Annotated in this window: 19 protein-coding genes and 1 pseudogene; 10 read left to right on the top strand and 10 right to left on the bottom strand. The window is 70.6% G+C overall.

Translation table 11 applies throughout. The features are described 5' to 3' along the window. Positions 1-173 precede the first annotated feature (173 nt). Positions 174-1166: an MBL fold metallo-hydrolase gene (locus EAT51_RS13560; protein ID WP_130521640.1), complete on the bottom strand. Its 993-nt coding sequence runs from the start codon at positions 1164-1166 to the stop codon at positions 174-176. A gap of 248 nt (positions 1167-1414) precedes the next feature. Next, a complete protein-coding gene (locus tag EAT51_RS13565; RefSeq protein WP_130521641.1) occupies positions 1415-2257 on the bottom strand; it encodes a helix-turn-helix transcriptional regulator in 843 nt (280 codons plus the stop codon). A gap of 90 nt (positions 2258-2347) precedes the next feature. Here EAT51_RS13565 and EAT51_RS13570 point away from each other — a divergent pair, with 90 nt between their 5' ends. Next, positions 2348-3250, top strand: coding sequence for a cyclase family protein (locus tag EAT51_RS13570; RefSeq protein ID WP_130521642.1), 903 nt, complete (start codon positions 2348-2350; stop codon positions 3248-3250). Between the two features lie 62 nt (positions 3251-3312). Next, positions 3313-3693, top strand: a complete 381-nt coding sequence (locus EAT51_RS13575; protein ID WP_130521643.1) for a VOC family protein — start codon at positions 3313-3315, stop codon at positions 3691-3693. 12 nt (positions 3694-3705) lie between these two features. Here EAT51_RS13575 and EAT51_RS13580 read toward each other — a convergent pair whose 3' ends face one another. From EAT51_RS13580 to EAT51_RS13590, 3 genes are all read right to left on the bottom strand, one after another. Beyond that, on the bottom strand, positions 3706-4278 hold the full coding sequence (locus EAT51_RS13580) for a DUF2058 domain-containing protein (protein WP_130521644.1): 573 nt from the start codon (positions 4276-4278) through the stop codon (positions 3706-3708). A gap of 354 nt (positions 4279-4632) precedes the next feature. Next, positions 4633-5352 (bottom strand): hypothetical protein, encoded by a 720-nt coding sequence (locus EAT51_RS13585; RefSeq protein ID WP_130521645.1) that lies wholly within the window; start codon positions 5350-5352, stop codon positions 4633-4635. 118 nt (positions 5353-5470) lie between these two features. Continuing rightward, on the bottom strand, positions 5471-6067 hold the full coding sequence (locus tag EAT51_RS13590; RefSeq protein WP_165422015.1) for a TetR/AcrR family transcriptional regulator: 597 nt from the start codon (positions 6065-6067) through the stop codon (positions 5471-5473). Positions 6068-6150: 83 nt separating this feature from the next. On the opposite strand from EAT51_RS13590, the gene EAT51_RS13595 reads away from it, so the two are divergent. Further along, positions 6151-6714, top strand: coding sequence for a hydrolase (locus EAT51_RS13595; RefSeq protein ID WP_130521647.1), 564 nt, complete (start codon positions 6151-6153; stop codon positions 6712-6714). A 237-nt stretch (positions 6715-6951) separates the two neighbouring features. Further along, entirely contained in the window at positions 6952-7791 is an 840-nt protein-coding gene (locus tag EAT51_RS13600) for an NAD(P)-dependent oxidoreductase (protein ID WP_130521648.1), read from the top strand. A gap of 12 nt (positions 7792-7803) precedes the next feature. Here the strand turns inward: EAT51_RS13600 and EAT51_RS13605 are convergent, their stop codons facing one another. Together EAT51_RS13605 and EAT51_RS13610 are read right to left on the bottom strand one after the other, a co-directional pair. Beyond that, positions 7804-8193, bottom strand: coding sequence for an MAPEG family protein (locus EAT51_RS13605; RefSeq protein WP_130521649.1), 390 nt, complete (start codon positions 8191-8193; stop codon positions 7804-7806). 67 nt (positions 8194-8260) lie between these two features. Continuing rightward, positions 8261-9382: an NAD(P)/FAD-dependent oxidoreductase gene (locus tag EAT51_RS13610; protein WP_130521650.1), complete on the bottom strand. Its 1122-nt coding sequence runs from the start codon at positions 9380-9382 to the stop codon at positions 8261-8263. 143 nt (positions 9383-9525) lie between these two features. Between EAT51_RS13610 and EAT51_RS13615 the strand changes: the two genes are divergently transcribed. The 4 genes and pseudogenes from EAT51_RS13615 to EAT51_RS13630 all read left to right on the top strand — a co-directional run bounded on the left by EAT51_RS13615 (position 9526) and on the right by EAT51_RS13630 (position 12285). Continuing rightward, positions 9526-10110: a phosphatase PAP2 family protein gene (locus EAT51_RS13615; protein WP_130521651.1), complete on the top strand. Its 585-nt coding sequence runs from the start codon at positions 9526-9528 to the stop codon at positions 10108-10110. A gap of 277 nt (positions 10111-10387) precedes the next feature. After that, positions 10388-11470: pseudogene (locus EAT51_RS13620) on the top strand (DUF1615 domain-containing protein). Between the two features lie 139 nt (positions 11471-11609). Then, entirely contained in the window at positions 11610-11840 is a 231-nt protein-coding gene (locus EAT51_RS13625; protein ID WP_130521652.1) for a hypothetical protein, read from the top strand. Positions 11841-12048: 208 nt separating this feature from the next. Further along, on the top strand, positions 12049-12285 hold the full coding sequence (locus tag EAT51_RS13630) for a hypothetical protein (protein ID WP_130521653.1): 237 nt from the start codon (positions 12049-12051) through the stop codon (positions 12283-12285). A 9-nt stretch (positions 12286-12294) separates the two neighbouring features. Here EAT51_RS13630 and EAT51_RS13635 read toward each other — a convergent pair whose 3' ends face one another. Both EAT51_RS13635 and EAT51_RS13640 read right to left on the bottom strand, forming a co-directional pair. Next, positions 12295-13188, bottom strand: coding sequence for a ketopantoate reductase family protein (locus EAT51_RS13635; RefSeq protein ID WP_130521654.1), 894 nt, complete (start codon positions 13186-13188; stop codon positions 12295-12297). A 273-nt stretch (positions 13189-13461) separates the two neighbouring features. Next, entirely contained in the window at positions 13462-15141 is a 1680-nt protein-coding gene (locus tag EAT51_RS13640) for a GMC oxidoreductase (protein WP_130521655.1), read from the bottom strand. Between the two features lie 603 nt (positions 15142-15744). Here EAT51_RS13640 and EAT51_RS13645 point away from each other — a divergent pair. Further along, positions 15745-16806: an acyltransferase family protein gene (locus tag EAT51_RS13645; RefSeq protein WP_130561739.1), complete on the top strand. Its 1062-nt coding sequence runs from the start codon at positions 15745-15747 to the stop codon at positions 16804-16806. A 152-nt stretch (positions 16807-16958) separates the two neighbouring features. Here EAT51_RS13645 and EAT51_RS13650 read toward each other — a convergent pair whose 3' ends face one another. Beyond that, entirely contained in the window at positions 16959-17270 is a 312-nt protein-coding gene (locus tag EAT51_RS13650) for a DUF2782 domain-containing protein (protein WP_130561758.1), read from the bottom strand. Positions 17271-17389: 119 nt separating this feature from the next. On the opposite strand from EAT51_RS13650, the gene polA reads away from it, so the two are divergent. Next, positions 17390-20155 (top strand): DNA polymerase I, encoded by a 2766-nt coding sequence (polA, locus tag EAT51_RS13655; protein ID WP_130561740.1) that lies wholly within the window; start codon positions 17390-17392, stop codon positions 20153-20155. Positions 20156-20680 lie beyond the last annotated feature (525 nt).

Consider the following 20680-nt stretch of genomic DNA (forward strand, 5'->3'; position numbering starts at 1 on the left):
CCGATTATTGAGCCTATTCGGCGCATGCGCCAGTCCTGGCGAATCAGGGGAGCCGTGTAGAGCGGAGCTTGCTCCGCTGCATTTCGATCGGATCTCGGGAAAGCTCCAGCGGAGCAAGCTCCGCTCTACAGGGGGCGCCCTTGTGGCTTCCACGGCGAGGGCTCGCCGCCGCTTCAAGGCGTCGCCGGCGGCAGCGGGCTGAACTCCGCCGGCACCCAGGCGAAGGCCTGACCTTCGCTGCGGATATGGCCCAGGCCGGGGAAGGGCAGATGGGCGCCGGCGACCCACCAGCCGGCGTCGGTGGCCTGGCGCATCAGGCGCCGGCGTGCGGCGATGGCGGCGGCGCGATCGCTGTCGGCTTCGAACGAGGCCTGCGGCTGGGCGAACTGCACGGCGTGGTAGTGGACGATGTCGCCCCACACCAGCAGCCGCTGCCCGGCGCCGCCGTCGAACAGATAGGACACATGGCCGACCGTATGGCCATGCGAATCCAGGGCCTGCACCTGGCCCGGCAGCGCGTCGCCCGGCGCGAACAGGCGCAGGCGCCCCTGGGCCTGATAGGGCGCCACGGCCTTGCGGGCCAGCGGGAAGGCGAAGCGCAGCGGCTGCGGCGCCTGGGCCTCGGACGCGGGATCGAGCCAGTAGGCCGCATCGGCACGGGTCAGCCACAGCGTGGCGTTGGGATAGGCCACCTGGCCCTGTCCATCGAGCACGCCGCACAGGTGGTCGGGGTGGGCGTGGGTGAGCAGGACGTCGTCCACCTGCGCCGGGTCCACGCCGGCCGCGCGCAGATTGCTCAGCACCTGGCCCAGGCCGGGGCCGAAGCAGTTGGCGGTGCCGGTGTCCACCAGGGTCAGATGGGTGCCGTCCTGCACCAGGTAGGCGTTGACCGCGGTCTGCAGGCCCTTGCCGTCCTCGGGCACGTAGCGGCCGTCCAGCAGGCGGGTGATGTTGCCGGCGTCGATGCCGAGCAGCTGCTGGCGCGGCAAGGCCACGGTGCCGTCGAACAGCGCGGTCACCCGCAACCTGCCGATCTGCTGGCGGTAATAGCCGGGTACCTGCGCGGTGGGCGTATCGCTTGCGGCGGCGTGCGCGGCACCGGCACAGGCGCCGCCCGCACTCAACAGGGCCGCGGCGAGCAGCAAACGTGGCGAGAACAGGGTCATGCGGAAGTCTCCAGGGATGCGCGCCGGCTGGCGCCCTGGACACATGCTGGGAGAGGAGGTGCGCGCGAATCGCTCAACCCGCTGCGCGCAACGCTCATCACGTGTTCCGCGCGCTATCGCGAGCGCAGCGGCATGGCCTGTGCGCGCGGCGGACGCGCAGCCTTGCGCATCGCGGCCAGCGCATACGCGCCGGGCGGCTCACGCAGCCCTCGCATGGACGGGCGCGCAGGCGAACGCCGTGGCAGCGTTCAGTCCGGCAGCTGGTTGCCGATGCGCGCCGGGTCCAGCCCGTAGCGCTGCTGGAAGCGCTGGCTGAAGCTGCGCGCCGAACGGTAGCCCACGCGGGCGGCGACGGTCTTCAACGGCCAGCGTGTGGTGTAGAGCAGTTCCATCGCACGCGCCAGGCGCGCCTCGACGATGAGCTGGCGCAGGGAGGTGCGTTCGGCGGCCAGGCGGCGGCGCAGGGTGGCCCCGCTGAGCGACAGCGCCTGCTCGACATCGCGCGACTGCCAGTCGCGCTGTGGTTGGTCGGACACCAGCGCCTGCACCTGTGCGGCCAGGGTCGGCTCGGGTGGCAGCAGCAGGCTGCCGTGTCCGCGCCGGCACAGCGCCACCACCATGCCCGCCAGCACCAGCCGGGCTTCGGCGTAGCGTCCCTCGGCCAGCGCCTGGCGCCACTGCGGCAGTGCCGTGGCGAAGTCCTCGATGGGCAATCGCGCCAGGGCCTGGCCGGGCTGGGGCAGGAGTTCGGTCCAGAGCAAACGCGCGGCCTCCAGCACCTCGGCGCACAGGGGGATCACCGCGGTCAGGTACAGGCCGCTAGCGGCATCGGGCGTGTTGATCACATCGATGCGGCAGGCCCGGGTAATCAGGAACAGATCGCCGGGCTCGAACGCGAGCAGCTGCGTCGCGGTGCTGACCAGCTTGCGGCCCTGCAGCAGGATCGCCACCTGCGGCCCGGGGATGTCCACCGACTGGGCGCCATGTTCGCGGCGCGCGGCGATGCAGGCGAAACCTTCGGCCCGCGCGCAGTCGGCCAGCGTGGCGAGGTCGGCCAGCAGGGTCTGTCGCGCGGGCAGGGCATGGTTCATGGCCCCGGCATGGTACGCGCGGCGTGTGGCTCGAATGTGCGCCGCCGAGCGGGCAGGATGTCCACGACGCCCACGCCCACGGACCTCCCCATGCCGCGCCTGCCCTGCCTGCTGATCGCCTGCCTGATCGCTGCCGCCCCGCCGGCGCGCGCCGACGACATCCGCCTCTGGGACGTCTACGCCCAGCAGCTCAAGGGCGTGAAGTACGTGTCGCTCTCGCATGTGATCGCGCCGGACATCCCGGTCTGGCACGGCTTCGAGCCCTCCAGGTTCGAACCGGCCCGCGACCCGGCCGATGGTCACGCCTACACCTATGCCAAGGATGGTTTCGAGGCCACGCGCTACACGCTGGCCACCGACCAGCTCGGCACCCAGCTCGATCCGCCCGCGCACTGGGCGCCGGAGTATCCGTCCATCGACGAGCTGCCGGCCAGCTACACGCTGCGGCCGCTGGTGGTGATCTCCATCGTCGAGCAGGTCAAGCGCGACCCCGGCTATGCGCTGAGCGTGGCCGACATCGAGGCCTTCGAGCGGCGCCATGGCCGCATCCCGGAAGGGGCGGTGGTCTTCGTGCGCTCGGACTGGTCCAGGCGCTGGCCGGATCCGGCGCTGGCCAAACTGGAGCGCTTCCGGGGCGTGTCGCTGCCGGCGCTCAAGTTCCTGCACGAACAGCGCCACATCCTGCTGCACGGGCACGAGCCGCTGGACACCGACGACAGCCCCAAGCTGGAAGGCGAGGCCTGGCTGATGCACCACGGCTACGCCCAGGCCGAAGGCGTGGCGCACCTGGACCAGGTGCCGGAAGTCGGCGCGCTGGTGGCGATCGGCTTCCCAAGGTTCAAGGGCGGCACCGGCGGCTCCGCCAGCTTCACCGCGATCTGCCCACCCGACTGGCCGCACGGCGTGGCCGCCGATCCGCGCCGCGATGCGCCGCTGCCGCGCTCGGACAAGCCGTTGCACTGGGATGCGGCCAAGGGCGTGCGCGTGCGTTGAGGCGCGCTTGCTTCAGTCCCGCCTGTGCCCAAGAATCCGCCATCACCCACACAGGCAGCGCCATGAAGCGAGTCACGGGCATCGGCGGCATCTTCTTCAAGGCACGCGATCCGGCCGCGCTGGCCGCCTGGTATCGCGATCACCTCGGTCTGGAGGTGGCCGACTGGAACGGCGCCATCTTCAACTGGGGCGGCGAGGGCAGCGCGCCGGGCATGACGCTGTGGAGTCCGTTCGCCGCCGACACGACCTACATGTCGCCTGGCACCGCGTCCTTCATGGTCAACTTCCGCGTCGCCGATCTCGACGCGCTGCTGGTCGCGCTGCGCGGCGAGGGCTGCCACGTGTCCGACGAAACGCAGTCTTCCGAGCAGGGCAAGTTCGGCTGGGTCATCGATCCGGAAGGCAACAAGGTCGAGCTGTGGGAGCCGCCGGCGGGTCAGTGACCGCCGTGTACCTCACCACATCAGGTCGTCCGGCACCTTGAAGCGGTCCTGGTCGTAGAAGTCGTCGCCAGCGGGCGTGGCGTTGTCCGCCGCGGCGGCCTGTGCCTCGCCCTCCTTGCGGCCATGGTCGAGCAGCACGAACGATGCATCGCGTTCGTACACCTTCTGCGCGGCGGCGCGCGGGATCAGTTCCACGCCTTCGCCATGGCGCACGATCACCAGCGCGCCATTGGCCAACTGGGCGCGCAGTGCGGTGTCGACCAGCACGGTGCGGATCGCCTTGCCGTCGTTGAAGCGGTACTCGACCTCGCCGCCGCGCTTGACCTTGTGCGTGTCCACGATCTGGCGGATCTGCGCCTGCAGCTCCTGGCGCTTGGCCTGCGCATTGCGTTCGGCGGCCAGGGCGCGGTCGCGCTCGGCGCGTTCGGCCTGCAGCCGGGCCGCATCGACCCGATCCGCATCGGCAGGCGGCTTGGCCTGGCCCTTGGCCAGCCGCGCCTTGACCTGGTCGCGGGCGATCTGGTCGGCCTTGCCCTTCTTGACCAGGCCGGCCTTGAGCAGCTGTTCCTGCAGGGGATTGCGCATGGGTGGAGCGTGTCGTGGAAAACGTCGGGCGCGCAGTGTAGCGCTGGGTTGTGTGCGGCATCGCGGGCGTGCCGAGCCGCGGCGCCGCTTTCGCGAAAGCCTCACTGTGCGCCTAGCGCGCGCTGTGACAGATCACAGGCCACCCAACTACCGTCATCCCCGCGAACGCCGGGATCCATGGACTTCCGTGCAGGTCGAGCAACGTCCATGGGTTCCCGCGTTCGCGGGAACGACAAATCTTTGGGTTCTTCCCCAGCCTAAGTCTTTCCCTCAAGGACAAAAGCCGCGCCTGATGACGGGCAACCCGCGGGCCGGCGATGCCTCAGCAAATGCCAAGCCCGGCATCGCCACCCCTCAAGGCGCCGCCTGCACGCAATACCGGTTGGACGAGGCGATGCCCGACGCGTCCTCGGCGGTGAATTCGATCCTGGCCGGCTCGGTCTTGCCGCGCTTGCCCTGCTTGGCCGGCATCAGCTCGGTGCGGTAGAGGCCGGTCAGGTGGCAGACGCCGTCGATCTCCTGCGTGTTGCCGCGTACGCCGATGCGCAGCGCCTCTTCCGGCGCGCCGCTCGAGGCCACGGTGAACAGGTTGCTGTCCTTGTCGTTGCACTTGGGCTCATGCAGCGACTCCAGGTCGAGCACGACCACCTGGTGGTCTTCCTGCGGCGGCGCGCTACCGACGACGTTGTCCGGTGTGACCGAAGGCTTCCATACCGGGATCGGCGTGCGGCCGTCGCCGGCCTTGCAGGTCGGCACGCCTGGCACCAGGTCGCCGACCGAGGCCATCGCCGGCGGCCCGGCCTGCGAGGGCACGGGCTGGGGCACGTTGTCCTGCGGCGGCAGGGTCGGGGCCGAAGCGCCCGGCGCGCCCGGCGCGATCGGATTGGCGCCGGCACTGGAGGCGGTGCAGTTGCCGTTGCTGCAGATCTCGCCCTGCTCGCAATCGGCGTTGGCCTTGCACTCGGCGGGCGCCGGCTCGGACACCGGCGGCGGTGCGGTCGGTTCGGGCGTGGCAGCGGGTTTGCAGGCGGCGCACAGCAGCACCAGGGCGGACGCGGCGACTCGTAACTTCATCACTTCCCTCCACGGCGCGATGCCGCGAGCAAGCGCTCATCATGACCGGGAACGGGATTAAAAAGTTGTTGTCCGGTTGTCTGTAGATGGCAAAACCGGGCACGACGCGGCGACCGGATCAGCGGGGCCGGTTGCGCTGCTCCAGGTAGTGGCGCAACAGCTGGCGCAGTTCGTCCAGCGCGGACTGGCTGCCGGGCTGTAAGGCCAGGCTGCCGGCCGCCTTGATCAGCAGGACGACCGCTTCGGCCGCGGCCGAAGCCTGCGCCGCAGGCACGGTGCCGGCCTGGCGCAGGATGTCGGCCACGCCCTGGCGCATGTCCTCGCGCAGCCGTGCGCGCAAGGCCTCGTCGCCGGTGATCTCCACCAGGACCAGCGCGGCGGTGCGTTCGGCCTTGCGGTCCAGGGCCAGGCCGAGCAGCGCATCGGCCAGCGCGTCGGGCGCCAGCGTGGCGGCGCGTGCCTCGAGTTCGGTCAGCGCCCGGTGCAGGTCCTCGGTGTAGCGCTCCAGCAGCGTGGCCACCAGCGCATCGCGGGTGGGGAAGAACCGGTACAGCGAACCGATCGCCGTGCCCGAGCGGGCCGCGATCTCGGTCATGGTGACCGCCGCGCCCTGGTCGATGAACAGCTGGGTGGCCGCTTCCAGGATCGCCGCGACGCGATCGCGGCCGCGCTGGCGCTTGGGGGCGATGGCCTGGGTTGACTTTTGCGAGGGCATCCTCACAATTCTCATATGCGAGTCGATCCTCGCATTTTAGCTCACCCACTTCGTGTTGTGTTTCCTGTCCCCTGGAGATCCCCATGTTGACGCTGTCCCCGCGCCGTACGGCGCTTGTGTTGATCGATCTGCAGCACGGCATCACCGCCATGCCGCTGCAGCCCATCAGTGGTGAGGAAGTCGCGGCCCGCGGCCGCGCCGCCGCGGCCCGCTTCCGCCAGGCCGGCGCGCAGGTCGTGCTGCTCAATGTCGATTTCGGCGCGGACATGGTCGATGCGCCGCACCAGCCGGTCGACCGGCCGCTCGGTGGCGGCCCGCTGCCGGCCGACTGGTCGCAGCTGCACGACGGCTTGGTCCAGCCCGGCGACCTGCGCGTGACCAAGCGTCAGTGGGGCGCCTTCACCGGGACCAGCCTGGAACAGCAGCTGCGCCGCCGCGGCATCGACACCATCGTGCTGGGCGGCATCGCCACCAACTTCGGTGTCGAGTCCACTGCGCGCCACGCCTGGGAGCTGGGCTTCGCCGTGGTCGTCGCGCCGGATCTGTGCGCCAGCGTCTCGGAGGAGCTGCACCGGATGACGCTCGAACACGTGCTGCCGCGCGTGGCGCGCATCGTCCCCAGCGACGCGCTGCAGCTGCAGGCGTAGCGGCATCGCGAGCACTGGCCCATAGGGAGCCGCGCTGGGGAACGCGGCGCCCCTTGGCGAGTCCGGATAAGGCGCGTCGCGGCGTGTCCAACCGAGGGCCAAGACAGATCACGGTTCGCAGCGGAATCGCGGCAGCCGGACGTTCCTCCTGGCGGGACGTTCCGGCTCGGCATCGCTGGGCGAGGCCGACGGCCAGGCGCACGATGTGCGGCATCTTCCGGCGAGCGAGCGCGTGCGATGACCGATCCCCTGGCCTTGGTGGCGCCCGGCGCCATGGGTGCGGCGCTTGGCGCGCGCCTGGTGGCACACGGCGTGCCGGTGCTCACCGCGCTGGAGGGCCGCAGCGCGTCCAGCCGGGCGCGTGCCGAAGCCGCCGGCCTGCGCGTGGTGGCCACCGGCGAGCTGATGCAGGCGCGCTGGTTCCTGTCGGTGGTGCCGCCGGCGCAGGCGATGACCCTGGCGCGGGAGTTCGCGGGCTGGTGCCAGGGCGTGGCGCGGCCGCCGGTGTTCGTCGACCTCAACGCGATCAACCCCGACACCGCAGTGCAGGTGCAGGCGGTGATCGAGGCGGCGGGTGCGCGCTTCGTCGACGGCTGCATCCTCGGCTTTCCGCCCAAGGGCGAGGCGTCCGGCCCGACGATTTACCTGTCCGACGACGCGGCCGAGCTGGCCACCCTGCTGGAGGCCCATGGCCTGCAGGCACGCACGCTGCGCGGTGGCGTCGGCGCGGCCAGCGCGCTGAAGATGGCCTACGCCGGCATCAACAAGGGCGTGGCGCTGCTGGGCGCCGCCATGGCCCTGGCGGCGCAGCGCCACGACGCGGGCGAGGCCCTGCGCGCGGCGCTGGGGCAGACCCATCCCGCGCTGCTGGCGCAGCTGGACCATGCGCTGCCGGACCTGTTGCCCAAGGCGCGGCGCTGGGCACCGGAGATGGAGGAGATCGCCGCCTTCATCGGCCCGGAACGGCCCGAGGCCGGGATCTACACCGCATTGGCCGCGCACTGCCGCGCGCTGGCCGATGACTTGGATGGCGCGGGCGAGGAGGCCGCGGTGCTGCGCGCCTTCCCCGCCACCTGAAGGCGCTGGCGCCTACAGCAGCGCCCACACCATCTGCAGGATCGCCCACAGCGACACCACCCAGATGATCGAGCGCAGGTAAGGGATGCCGATCACGTACACCGGCAGATAGGCCAGCCGCGCCCAGAAGTACAGCTGCGCGGCCAGCGCCGTGTGCGGGCTGGTGCGGCCCAGAGCGACCACGGCCAGCACGCCGGCGGCGAAGAACGGGAAGGTCTCCAGGAAGTTGGCGCTGGCCCGCTGCGCCCGCGCGGGCGGGCCGCGCAGCGGTTCGACCGGGGCATCGCGGTTGCCGGCGTTCCAGGCCACGCCGCGCTTGGCGGTGACCAGGGCGGCGGCCAGCAGCACATAGGCCAGGCCCAGCAGGATGGACCAGGCCAGCAGCTTCAGTTCGATCGGCATGGGGTGGCTCGGCTTGCTCGGAGAGGGAGCGCAGTGTCCCGCATCGACGCGTGAAAGGGCTGGGCGCTCAGGCGGCGACCGGCTCGGTCAGTTCCAGCAGCGCGCAGACGTGGTCGGCGATGGCCAGCGCGGAGGTCAGCCCCGGCGATTCGATGCCGAACAGGTTCACCAGCCCGGCGATGCCGTGGTGCGCGGGTCCGTCGATGCGGAAGTCCGCATTGGCCTGGCCCGGGCCGCTGATCTTGGGCCGGATGCCGGTATAGGCCGGCTGCAGCGCGCCGTCGGCCAGGCCGGGCCAGTAGCGGCGGATCGCGGCGTAGAAGCGCTCGCCGCGGCGCGGGTCCAGCGTGTAGTCGAGCGTATCCACCCACTCCACGTCCGGGCCGAAGCGCGCGCGGCCGGCCAGGTCCAGGGTCAGGTGCGTGCCCAGGCCGCCGGGCTCGGGCAGCGGATAGACCAGATGCGTGAACGGTGTGCGCCCGGCCAGGCTGAAATAGCTGCCCTTGGCAAACCACGCCTGCGGCACATGCGCCGGGGCCAGCCCGCGCATGGCGGCGGCCAGCACCGGCGCACCGTGGCCGGCGCTGTTCACCAGCAGGTCGGCGTGCAGGCGCATCGGGCTGTCGCCGCCGACCTCGATCGCAAAGCCCTGGTCTTCGCAGGCGATGGCGCTCACCGGCGCGCGCAGGGCCAGCAGCGCGCCCTGCGCCTCGGCCTCGCCCTGCAGGGCCAGCATCAGGCCGTGGCTGTCGATGATGCCGGTGCTGGGCGAGAGCAGCGCCGCCACGACGTGCAGGTCCGGCTCCAGCGCGTGCACCTGGTCCGCCTCGAGCTCGCGCAGGTCGCTCACGCCATTGGCCAGGGCATGCTGACGGATCTGCGCCAGCCCTTCGCACTGGGCATCGTCCACCGCGACGATCAGCTTGCCGCAGCGGCGATGCGCCACGCCGGTGCGCTGGCAGAAGGCGTACAGCTGCTGGCGGCCCTGCACGCACAGCCGCGCCTTGAGCGAACCGCGCGCGTAGTACAGGCCGGCATGGATGACCTCGCTGTTGCGCGCACTGGTGCCCGTGCCGATCGCCGACTCGGCCTCCAGCACTAGCACCTCGCGCCCGGCCAGCGCCAGCGCCCGCGCCACCGCCAGGCCGACCACACCGGCGCCGATCACCACGCTGTCCACGCGTTCCATACCGCCCCTCCAGATTGATTCGATGCCGTGCGCGCAGGGCGTGCACCTCCCACCACACGGCAATTACGGCCCGCTCGGGACGCGGCCTGGGTTCGGTGCGGTTGCCGTAGTGTGGGGTGTCGCCTCTTCGCCGGACTTTTCGCATGACGCCATCGCCGCTCAGCACTGCCTTGAACTGGATGGGCGACAGCCGGCTGCTGGTCCCGGTCATGCTGGTCCTGGGCGGGCTGTGGTGGGGGCGCAATCCGCGTCTGGCCGTGGCATGGGCCGCCACGCTGGTGGCGCTGGGCGGCGCGATCGTGGTGTCCAAGCTGGCCTACAAGGCCTTCGGCGTGGACTGGCGCAGCGTCGGTTTCTTCACCATCAGCGGCCACAGCGCGCTGGCGGCGATGCTGTATCCGGTGCTGGGCTATCTGCTGGCCGCGCATGCCGCGCCGACGACGCGCCTGCTGTCCACCCTGATCGGCGTGGCGCTGGCGGTGGCCGTGGCGGTGGCGCGGGTGCTCAGCTTCCGCCACACGCCGGCGGAGATCGTGGTCGGCCTGGGGCTGGGCCTGGCCGCCTCGGGCTGGATGCTGGGGCGCTGGCGCGCCCAGTTGGCCTTGCCGCCGCATGCGGCGCCTTGGGTCGTGGGCACGGCGATGGTCGCCGGTTTCGCGGTGTGGCTGGTGCCCAACGTGCCGGCCGAGCGCGTGCTGTCGCATATCGCCTGGCGGATCCGGGGGTAGGCGCTGTCGGGGGCTTCGAGGCGGGAGCGGGCGACGGATCGCGTCGCTTCCGCCAGGTCGGGAACCCGATGGCATCGAGGCGGTGTGCGAAAGCCGCTGGGTTCCCGCCTTCGCGGGAACGACGGTAGTGAGTGAGCGAGTTTTTCGAGGTGCGGAGCCGCCGGGCGCAAAGTGTGCGCGCAGGAGTGACGTTGCGCATGCACGCCCTGCAAGTGCTTCGCCCTCATCTCGACGCCCGTGACGCGCGCATGGGCACGTGCATGGCAGCATGCGCGCCATGCCGCCGCGCCGCCTCGACACGCTCCGAACCGCCCTTGGCCTGCTCTGCCTGCTGCTGGCCGGCTGTGCGACCCAGCCAAAGGCGCCGCAGCGCAACCCCGATGCGGTGCGCGCCGAGATCGTGCGCAAGCTGCCGGCCACGCTGCCCGATGCGCAAGGCTGGGCCGACGACGTCTACGTGGCGCTGACCGCGCAGGGCATCGACGCCAGCCCCGAACACGTCTGCGCGGTGCTGGCGGTGACCGAGCAGGAATCCACCTACCAGGCCGATCCGCCGGTGCCCGGCCTGCCGGCGATCGCGCGCGGCGAGATCGACCGCCGCGCGGCGGCGCTGCATGTGCCGGGCCTGCTGGTCGATGCGGCGCTGCGCATCACCTCGCCCGATGGGCGCAGCTACGCCCAGCGCCTGGCGGCGGTGCGCACCGAGCGCCAGCTCAGCGAGCTCTACGAGGACTTCGTCGGCATGGTACCGCTGGGCGGCAAGCTGTTCGGCGGGCTCAACCCGGTCCGCACCGGCGGGCCGATGCAGGTGAGCATCGCCTTCGCCCAGACGCGCACGCGCGGCTATCCGTATCCGCTGCAGGCCGGCGTGCGCCACGAGGTGTTCACCCGGCGCGGTGGGCTGTATTTCGGCACCGCCCATCTGCTGGCTATCCGGCGCATTACGACGCGCTGCTGTACCGCTTCGCCGATTTCAACGCCGGCTGGTATGCCAGCCGCAACGCCGGCCTTCCAGGCCGCGGTCAGCCGCGCCTCGGGCATCAAGCTGGCCCTGGACGGCGACCTGCTCCGGCCCGGCGCGGGCATGGACGATCCGGGCGCCACCGAGCGCGCGGTGCGCGCCCTGGGCGCACGCCTGGACATGGACGAGGGCCAGATCCGCCGCGCGCTGCAGCAGGGTGACACGCTGACGTTCGAGGACAGCGTGTTCGCCCTGGGCGACGCGGCGGCCGGTCGGCCGCTGCCGCGCGCGGTGCTGCCGGGCATCCGGCTGGAGAGCCCCAAGATCACCCGCCAGCTGACCACCGACTGGTTCGCCGACCGGGTCAACGCGCGCTGGCAGCGGTGCATGCGCCGCTGAGCGCCGGGCGCGCATCGGTCAGCGAAAGCGGACAGGCTGGCTTTAGATGCGCTTGGCCGCGTTACCGAGCGCCTTAAGATGCGTCGGACTCCCTTCGCCATCGCCGCGCAGTCGCATCACGCGCCTGCGCAAGCTCGCCATGACCGCGCTTCCGCCCGACACGTCGCCGCAGCTCGAAGCCATGCTCCAGGCGTTGGAACAGGCCCTGCCTGCGTTGGTGGCCGCGCACCCGGCGCCGGGCGATTTCTGGAATGCATTCATGCTCCGGCTGGACGAGATCGAGGCATGCGCGCCGCGGGAGCTGGACCTGACCGCGCGCTTGAATGCGATGCTGGCGCCGCATGGGATGCGGATCGCGGTGGCGGACTAGGCGCCGCTCGCGGGCCCGCGAAAGCGACGCGCTGCGGGGATTCGTGCGGAAATCGAAGGCGCTGGGTTCCCGCGTTCGCGGGAACGACGGGTTCCCTGGGCCACCCAGATCCCGGGCGCCAGGCGCATGACCTTCGTCACTGGGCGCGGCGGCCGTGCGCGGTGAGCATCGCGGTCGATCGATCCGCATCGGACTTCAGGACATCCCCATGAGCGCAGGACAGGGTTCGGCAGGCAACGTCATCGCCGCCATCTGCAGTTTCTTCATCCCGGGACTGGGCCAACTGTTCCAGGGGCGGCTGATCTCGGCGGTGCTGTGGTTTCTGACCGGCTGCGTGGCCTTCGTCATCACCTGGCTGATCACGCTGTCGCTGCTGCCCTTCGGCTGGTTCATCATCAGCGTGCTCTCGTGCATCAACGCGGCGGTATATCGCCGCGCGCCCTGACCGACGCCGCTAGCGCGGCGCGGCCTCGAGCAGCTTCACCAGGCTCCACAGCGTGTGGTTGACCGGCGTGGCGATGCCATGTTCCCGGCCCAGCCGCACGACGGCACCGTTGAGATGGTCGATCTCGCTGGGCCGGCCGCGCGCCAGGTCCTGCGCGGTGGAGGAGCGCTGGCCGGCCATGTTGCGTGCCAGGCCGTACGTGGCGTCCCACAGGTCGTCGGGCAGCGTGATGGACGCGGCCGCGGCCACCGCCGTGCATTCGTCGAAGACCGCGCGCATGGTGTCCTTGATCCCCGGCGCCTGCACCAGCAGGCCGTAGGGTTGCTGGGAGATGGCCGACAGCGCGTTGTAGCAGCAGTTGATCACCAGCTTGGCCCAGAGCGCCTCGGCCACGTGGTCCGAGACTTCGCTCGGGATGCCGGCCTCAGTCAGCATCGCGGCCAGCGCGGCGCTGGTCGCCCCTGCGCCGATCACCAGCTCGCCGCGGCCGTGGTGGCGCACATGCGCCGGGCCGGCCATCTCGGTGCCGACGTAGACCACGGTGGGGATGACGGGATGCCGCAGCGCCTGAGCCAGGCGTGCGGCATTGTCCACGCCGTTCTGCAGGCTGAGCACCTGCGCCTGCGGCGCGAGCCAGGGTGCGAGCGCGGCGCCGGCCGTCTCGGTGTCGCCTGACTTCACGCAGCACAGCACCAGCTCGGCCTCGGCCGCGGCGGCGGCGTCGGTGCTGGCCTGCAGCGCGACCACGCCATCGAACGCGGCCGACTCCAGCCGCAGGCCATGGGCCTGCACCGCTTCGACAAGCGGCGCGCGGCCGATCAGGGTCACCGCGTGGCCGGCGCGCGCCAGCATGGCGCCGTAGTAGCAGCCGACTGCGCCGGCCCCCATCACCGCGATACGCATCGCGGCCTCCTTGGTTCATGGGAAAGCCACGGACTTTAGAGCGTGTCGCGGGGTGAGGTAAGGGCGGTGATAGGAACCTGTCGTTCCTGCAGAGGGGCGAGCGCGGTGTCGTTGGCTTTCAGGATCGCGCGAAAGGCGCTGGGTTCCCGCGTTCGCGGGAACGACGATAGGAGGCTGTGAGCCGATCATGCCAAGCCGCGTCGGCGAGACGCGCAACGCGGGATCGACTGTTTCATGGCGGGCCTGCACGCAGCCCAGAGCCCGCCATGCACGCTAGCCGATCGGCGCGCGCCGCGTCCCGCTGGGAAGATCGATCAGCGGCGCGGCAACGCTGGCCTCGTTGCGGATCCGTTCGGCCAGGCGCAGCGACAGCGCGACGATGGTCAGGGTCGGGTTGGCGTAGCCGCCGCTGGGGAACACCGACGAACCGGTGACGTACAGATTCTCCACCCCATGCACGCGGCCCTCGCGATCGACCACGCCGCTGCGCGGGTCGTCGTGCATGCGCGTGGTGCCCAGGAAATGCGTGGTGGAGGTGGTCTTGATCTCCATCGGCCGGCGGATGTGGAAGGTGCCCAGGCCGCTGCGCGCCAGCTCGCGCGCCACGATGTCCTGGCTGCGGTGGACCAGGGCGATGTCCTGATCGTGCCAGCGCCACTGGATCTCGATCAGGCGGTTGCCCAGATCGTCTCGCTCCTGGCCCAGGCGCACGCGGTTGTCGTAGCGCGGCGGCTGCTCGACCTGGTGCAGCACCTCGAAGTGGTCCAGACGGTGGCTGGGCTCGCCCTGCCGCGACCAGCCGCCCACGCCAAGGTGCGAGATCGGGCGGCGCAGGCGGTCGTTGTACTGCTGCAGCACGCCGTCGACGCCCAGTGCCGCGGCCACCAGGTCGCGCTTGCGCGGCAGCTGCTTGCGGCGCAGCGCCTCGCGCACGCGCTGCGAGGCGCGGAAGCCGATCTCGCGCCGGCGCGACATGCTGCGCCGGGGGAACAGGATCGTGCTGAGGTTGACGCTGGGCTCGCCGCGCAGGGTGGCATCGGTCAGCTGCAGATGGCCCATGGCCGAGGTGCCATCGACGCGGCGCAGGTCGTACAGCGCCATGCGGTCGATCAGCTTGCGCGAGCTCGGGGTGAAGGTGCCGCCGAAGACCAGCGGATGGTCCATGAAGTAACGCCCCACCAGCCCGTGCTGGTTGCCGATGCCGTCGGCGAGCACATCGTCGGAGGCCAGCAGCAGCTGCGGCGTGGCCAGGCCGCCCTGCGCCAGCACGATGGTGTCGGCCTCGAACACCAGCGCATGACCGGGCTGCGCCAGGGCGTGCACCGCGCGCACGCGCCCGCTCGACGCATCCAGCTGCAGGCGCGCGGCGGTGGCGTTGTAGTAGCAGGTGATGTCGCGCGAGGCGCCGATCAGCTCGCGCTGGCCGCTCAGCACGACTTCCTTGTCGGCGAAGTGGAACATGCTGGTGCGCAGGCCGCTGCCCTGCAGCGGCAGCCGCGGCGCATCGGCGCCCTCCCAGTAGCCCGGGCCGTAGTGCCACGGCGGCAGCTCGAACCATTGCTGGGCGCGCGCATAGAACGGCGCCAGCTCGGCGATGGACAGCGGCCAGGCGCTGTCGGGCAGCCACGGCCGCGCCTCGAAATCGACCGCGCTGAGCGTGGTCAGGCGCAGGTGGTTGGCGCCGGTGCCCGCGTCGACCAGCCAGCGGTTGGCGTTGCCGCCGAACCGGCGCGTGGTCCAGATGCCCTGGTGGCCGTCGAACACCGAGGTGCTGGCCGGCTGGCCGCGGGCGGCGTGGTCTTCGTCCAGGCCGCCGCTTTCCAGCAGGGTGACCTTGAGGCCGCAGTGGCGCAGGGCGGTGGCCACGGCGATGCCGGCGGGGCCGGCACCGACGATGCAGACGTCGGAGCGAACGGTTGCGCCGCGGGGCAGCGCCTTGGCATCAACGAACATGAACGCACATCCTGTCGATCAGACGGTCGAATCCGGGCGCCGGAGGCGTCCTTCCCCCAGACAACGCGGGCGAGGCGCCTGACAGGACAGTCAGCTGGCCACGGTCTTAGCTCCCTCCCCTTTCGCCGAAGGCGAAGGGGAGGGCTGGGGAGGGGTCGCTTTTGCCGTTGCTGTTGCTTTCGCTTTCGCATTTGCCCCTCGCCAACGGCGAGCACTGCAAAAGCAAAAGCGAACCCCCTCCCAACCTCCCCCTTGCGCTGCGCGCAAAGGGGAGGGGCGCTTCGGATGCTTCAAGTGGCGTGGGAGGGGAGCTGGCGCTTGTTGAGATGGCTCAGGCTGCTCCAGAGATTGGCCAAGCGGGCGCTCCCGCACAGCGCCGTCAGCCACAGCAACTGAGCTCATCAAGGGGCGTCAGCGGTGACCGGCCAAGAGCCCTTGGTTCGACGGCACGATCGTGGTGCTGCAGGTGGCGAACATGGATCTGTTCCACCCGCCTCCTGCGGCCCCTGTCACGATCCGCGATCGCACACGGCCTTGCTTCATGACCATCGTGTCAGGATCCGGTGCTCCTGCCCCACGCGGGCGCCGCCCGAATGAAGCCGCATGGGATCGGACAAGGACCGCCTGGCCGCCATCCAGTCGCTGCGGGCCGTGGCCGCGCTGATGGTCGTCCTGCACCACGCGCGCAACCCGATTCCCTGGCTCTGGAATCCGCTGGCGCACTACGAGGCGTTCGCCTCCGGCGTGGACATCTTCTTCGTGATCAGCGGGCTGATCATGTACGTGGCCGCACGCGACGAACGCTGGCGCGAGTTCATCGGCAAGCGGATGATCCGGGTGGTGCCGCTGTACTGGATCGCGACCCTGGCGCTGATGGCGATCGAACTGCTGCGCCACCAGGCGCGCCTGGACGCCACCGAACTGTGGCACCTGCTGCAGTCGCTGTTCTTCATCCCGCACCCGAGCCCGGACAAGCACGGCGAGCTGTATCCGCTGCTGGCCGTGGGCTGGACGCTGAACTTCGAGATGTTCTTCTACGCGCTGTTCTGCGTCGGCATCGTGCTCAGGCGCGTGGTGGCGGTGCCGACCGCGCTGATCCTGGTGCTGGTCGCGGCGGGCGCGCTGGGCGAGCCCGAAAGCCCGCTGGCGCGCACCTACACCAGCCCGCTGCTGCTCGAATTCCTGTGCGGCCTCTGGCTGGGCGTGCTCTATCGTCGCGGCCATGCCGATCGTCTGCCGGGCTGGCTGCTGCCGGCCGGGCTGGCGGGGCTGCTGCTGTTGCCCGCGCTGTCGGAGGAGGGGCTGGCGCTGGTGGGCCGGATCGTGTGCGGCGTGGCGGTCGTGGCCGGTGCGATCGGGCTGGGCACGCGCGCACCGCGCCACCCGCTGCTGGAGCGGCTGGGCGATGCCAGCTACTCGATCTACCTCACCCATACCGTGCTGGCGCTGCTGCTGGTGCAGGCGCTGTGGGCGCGCATTCCGCTGCATGGGCTGCTGCAGCTGACCGGCTATCTGCTCACCGCGCTGGGGGTGAGCGCGCTGGTCGGGTTGGCCAGCTATCGCTGGCTGGAACGTCCGGTCACGCGCGGGTTGCGCAGGGCGTGGATGGAGCGTGGTGCCAGGCGCAAGGCGGCCTCGGTCGAAGAGGCTGCGGAGACGCGCTAGGACGGCCGACAGTCCGTCGTTCCCGCGCATGCGGGGACCCCGTGCCTTTCAAGCGAGAAGCCGAACGTCCATGGGTTCCCGCTTTCGCGGGAACGACGATATGGGAGAGGGTGCTCGGTGCCAGCCGCACCTAGCGGCCCCACGCCGCCACCTCACCAGCCGTAGAGCTTCCAGTACACCGGCGAGATGTCGCCGCGGTTGGGATCGCTGGAGCGGTCCAGTCTGCCGTCGCCGTTGTCGTCGTAGAGGTAGTAGGCCGGGCCGCGGCTCGGGGTGATCTTGACCATGCGCAGGGCGCCGGCGACGCGGTACTCCTGGATGACGTCGCCGTTGTCCTCGGTGCGCACGGCCACATCGGCGTCGGGCAGGTCCATCTCGGTCAGGTCCTGGCCGCCGTGGCGCGCGCCGCCGCCGCTGGCGCAGCCGGTGAGCAGGATCCCGCCGCTCAGCAGCAGGCAGGTCAGGACGGGCATCAGGCGCTTCATGGCGGCATCTCGCAGGTGGGAACCGCGCCGATTATCCGCCTGCGCGCGTGCTGCCGGGTGACGGCCGGTGACGCGGGGGCGCGGCGTAGAATCTGCGCATGACAAGACTCGTACTGATCGACGGCTCCAGCTACCTCTACCGCGCCTTCCACGCGCTGCCGCCGCTGAGCAACGCGGCCGGCGAACCGACCGGCGCGCTGTTCGGCGTGGTCAACATGCTGCGCGCCACGCTGAAGGAGCGGCCCGAGTACGTCGCCTTCGTGGTCGATGCGCCCGGCAAGACCTTCCGCGACGACTTGTACCCCGAGTACAAGGCCAACCGCGCGGCCATGCCCGATGACCTGCGGGCGCAGGTCGAGCCGATGATGAAGATCGTCCACGCGCTGGGCATCGACATCCTGCGCGTGGAAGGGGTGGAGGCCGATGACGTGATCGGCACCCTGGCCGTGCAGGGCTGCCGCGACGGCCTGCAGGTGACCATCTCCACCGGCGACAAGGACTTCGCCCAGCTGGTGCGCCCGGGCGTGGAGCTGGTCAACACCATGAGCGGCAGCCGGATGGATTCGGACGCGGCGGTGATGGACAAGTTCGGCGTGCGCGCCGACCAGATCGTCGACCTGCTCTCGCTGATGGGCGATACGGTGGACAACGTGCCCGGCGTGGAGAAGTGCGGCCCCAAGACCGCGGCCAAGTGGCTGGCCGAGTACGGCACCCTGGACAACGTCATCGCCAACGCCGGCAGCATCAAGGGCAAGATCGGCGACAACCTGCGCGCGGCGCTGGAGCGCCTGCCGCTCAACCGCGCGCTGGTGACCATCCGCACCGACGTGCCGCTGGAAGTGGCCGCCCAGGACCTGGCGCTGCGCGAGCAGCACGTGGACGAACTGCGTGAGCTCTACGCGCGCTACGGCTTCAACCAGGCGCTGAAGGACTTGGACGGTGGCAGCGTGTCGGTGCCGATCGCGGAAAAAGAACCTGGGAAGGCGCGCGGCACGGGTTTCAGCGCCGCGCCTGCGCCGGCTGCCGCGCCCGATCTCGATCCGGCGCTGTCGGCCGCGGGCGAATACGAGACGCTGCTGACCACCGAGCAGCTCAATGCCTGGATCGACACCCTCAAGGCCGCCGGCCGCTTCGCCTTCGACACCGAGACCGACAGCCTGGACCCGATGCAGGCCAACCTGATCGGCCTGAGCTTCGCCGCCGAAGTGGGCAAGGCCGCCTACCTGCCGTTGGGCCACGACTATCCGGGTGCGCCGGCGCAGCTGCCGCGCCAGGATGCGCTGGAGGCGCTGCGCCCGCTGCTGACCGATGCGGACGTGGAGAAGATCGGCCAGCACGGCAAGTACGATCTGCATGTCATGCGCCGTCACGGCGTGGAAGTGGCCGGCTACACCCAGGACACGCTGCTGGAGAGCTTCGTGCTCAATTCCGGCAGCGCCCGCCACGACATGGACAGCCTGGCCAAGCGCTACCTGGGCTACGACACGGTCAAGTACGAGGACGTGTGCGGCAAGGGCGCCAAGCAGATCCCGTTCTCGCAGGTGTCCCTGGAGGACGCCACCCGCTATGCGGCCGAGGACGCGGACATCACCCTGCGCCTGCACCAGGTGCTGTCGCCGAAGCTGGCCGCCGAGCCGGCGCTGGATTCGGTCTATCGCCACATCGAGATCCCGCTGGTGCCGGTGCTGGCGCGGATCGAGGCCAACGGCGTGCGCGTGGATGCCGACGAGCTGCGCCGCCAGAGCGCCGACCTGTCCAAACGCATGCTCGCCGCCCAGCAGAAGGCGACCGAACTGGCCGGGCGCAGCTTCAACCTGGATTCGCCCAAGCAGCTGCAGGCGCTGCTGTTCGACGAGCTGGGCCTGCCGGCGGTGGTCAAGACGCCCAAGGGCCAGCCCTCGACCAACGAGGAGGCCCTGGAGGCCATCGCCGAGGCGCACGAGCTGCCGCGCGTGATCCTGGAATACCGCGGCCTGGCCAAGCTGCGCAGCACCTACACCGACAAGCTGCCGGAGATGATCCATCCGCAGACCGGCCGCGTGCACACCAGCTACCACCAGGCCGGCGCGGCGACCGGGCGCCTGTCCTCGTCCGATCCGAACCTGCAGAACATCCCGATCCGCACCGAGGACGGCCGCCGCATCCGCCGCGCCTTCGTCGCCCCGCCCGGGCGCAAACTGGTGGCCTGCGACTACTCGCAGATCGAGCTGCGGATCATGGCCCACCTGTCCGGCGACCCCGGCCTGGTCGGCGCGTTCGAATCCGGCGCCGACGTGCACCGCGCCACCGCGGCCGAGGTCTTCGGCCGCAGCATCGACCAGGTCACGCCCAACGAGCGCCGCGCCGCCAAGGCGATCAACTTCGGCCTGATGTACGGCATGAGCGCCTTCGGCCTGGCGCGTCAGCTGGGCATCGGCCGCGGCGAGGCGCAGGACTACATCGCCCTGTACTTCAGCCGCTATCCGGGCGTGCGCGACTACATGGAGGCCACCCGCCAGCAGGCGCGCGAGCAGGGCTATGTCGAGACCGTGTTCGGCCGCCGCCTGTATCTGGACTACATCAACGCCGGCAGCCAGGGCCAGCGCGCCGGCGCCGAGCGCGCGGCGATCAATGCGCCGATGCAGGGCACCGCGGCGGACATCATCAAGCGCGCGATGGTCAGGGTGGACGCGTGGCTCGCCGACCATCGCGAGCGCGCCATGATGATCCTGCAGGTGCACGACGAACTGGTGTTCGAGGCCGAGGCCGACTTCGTCGAGACCCTCGCCGCGCAGGCGCGCAGCCTGATGGCGGGCGCGGCGACCTTGGCCGTGCCGCTGGAAGTCGATTGTGGCGTCGGCGACAACTGGGACGAGGCGCACTGATTGGCTGTGCGGGTGTGTTGCGAAGTGGACGTTGGCGCGTATAGCGCCTTTGTGTCAGGCGGCGCAATAAAACCCGCAGTTCAGGCCGCCAGCACGGCGTTGCGGCCTACGCGATGCTGGCGAAACAGCCAGTTACATCGACATTTTCGAGATAACGAGAAATTAATTTCAGAACTGACCAGTTTATGATCTGAATATCCCCTAAATTCAACGGGTTTTTAACCGGATCCTTCACGATCTATCCATGTTGGGAGTGCTTTCATAGCCCTCGACAGATGCAAGGTCTGTCGCGGATCGCCCCCCATCCCCTGGGGCCGATCTCTGGTACGAAGAGCCCCTCCCCAGGCTCCCGTACCCTGGCCCCGCCGAGCCCCCCCTGCTCCGCGGGGCTTTTTTATGCCCGATCGCCGGCGTGCGGTCGCACCAACCCGCCGTCGCCACGCGCGCCTGCCCGAAATGCCTGCTTCGCCAACCCGCCTCGACCTCCTCGGACGCGGCTCCTCGGCTCGGTCAGCCCTCGACGGT

This window comes from Pseudoxanthomonas winnipegensis, from assembly GCF_004283755.1.
GTDB classification, from domain to species: Bacteria; Pseudomonadota; Gammaproteobacteria; order Xanthomonadales; family Xanthomonadaceae; genus Pseudoxanthomonas_A; species Pseudoxanthomonas_A winnipegensis.

Coding starts and splice junctions, on each gene's coding strand:
- EAT51_RS13560 (WP_130521640.1), bottom strand. CDS start 1,166: ATGACCCTGTTCTCGCCACGTTTGCTGCTCGCCGCGGCCCTGTTGAGT.
- EAT51_RS13565 (WP_130521641.1), bottom strand. CDS start 2,257: ATGAACCATGCCCTGCCCGCGCGACAGACCCTGCTGGCCGACCTCGCC.
- EAT51_RS13570 (WP_130521642.1), top strand. CDS start 2,348: ATGCCGCGCCTGCCCTGCCTGCTGATCGCCTGCCTGATCGCTGCCGCC.
- EAT51_RS13575 (WP_130521643.1), top strand. CDS start 3,313: ATGAAGCGAGTCACGGGCATCGGCGGCATCTTCTTCAAGGCACGCGAT.
- EAT51_RS13580 (WP_130521644.1), bottom strand. CDS start 4,278: ATGCGCAATCCCCTGCAGGAACAGCTGCTCAAGGCCGGCCTGGTCAAG.
- EAT51_RS13585 (WP_130521645.1), bottom strand. CDS start 5,352: ATGAAGTTACGAGTCGCCGCGTCCGCCCTGGTGCTGCTGTGCGCCGCC.
- EAT51_RS13590 (WP_165422015.1), bottom strand. CDS start 6,067: ATGCCCTCGCAAAAGTCAACCCAGGCCATCGCCCCCAAGCGCCAGCGC.
- EAT51_RS13595 (WP_130521647.1), top strand. CDS start 6,151: ATGTTGACGCTGTCCCCGCGCCGTACGGCGCTTGTGTTGATCGATCTG.
- EAT51_RS13600 (WP_130521648.1), top strand. CDS start 6,952: ATGACCGATCCCCTGGCCTTGGTGGCGCCCGGCGCCATGGGTGCGGCG.
- EAT51_RS13605 (WP_130521649.1), bottom strand. CDS start 8,193: ATGCCGATCGAACTGAAGCTGCTGGCCTGGTCCATCCTGCTGGGCCTG.
- EAT51_RS13610 (WP_130521650.1), bottom strand. CDS start 9,382: ATGGAACGCGTGGACAGCGTGGTGATCGGCGCCGGTGTGGTCGGCCTG.
- EAT51_RS13615 (WP_130521651.1), top strand. CDS start 9,526: ATGACGCCATCGCCGCTCAGCACTGCCTTGAACTGGATGGGCGACAGC.
- EAT51_RS13625 (WP_130521652.1), top strand. CDS start 11,610: ATGACCGCGCTTCCGCCCGACACGTCGCCGCAGCTCGAAGCCATGCTC.
- EAT51_RS13630 (WP_130521653.1), top strand. CDS start 12,049: ATGAGCGCAGGACAGGGTTCGGCAGGCAACGTCATCGCCGCCATCTGC.
- EAT51_RS13635 (WP_130521654.1), bottom strand. CDS start 13,188: ATGCGTATCGCGGTGATGGGGGCCGGCGCAGTCGGCTGCTACTACGGC.
- EAT51_RS13640 (WP_130521655.1), bottom strand. CDS start 15,141: ATGTTCGTTGATGCCAAGGCGCTGCCCCGCGGCGCAACCGTTCGCTCC.
- EAT51_RS13645 (WP_130561739.1), top strand. CDS start 15,745: ATGGGATCGGACAAGGACCGCCTGGCCGCCATCCAGTCGCTGCGGGCC.
- polA (WP_130561740.1), top strand. CDS start 17,390: ATGACAAGACTCGTACTGATCGACGGCTCCAGCTACCTCTACCGCGCC.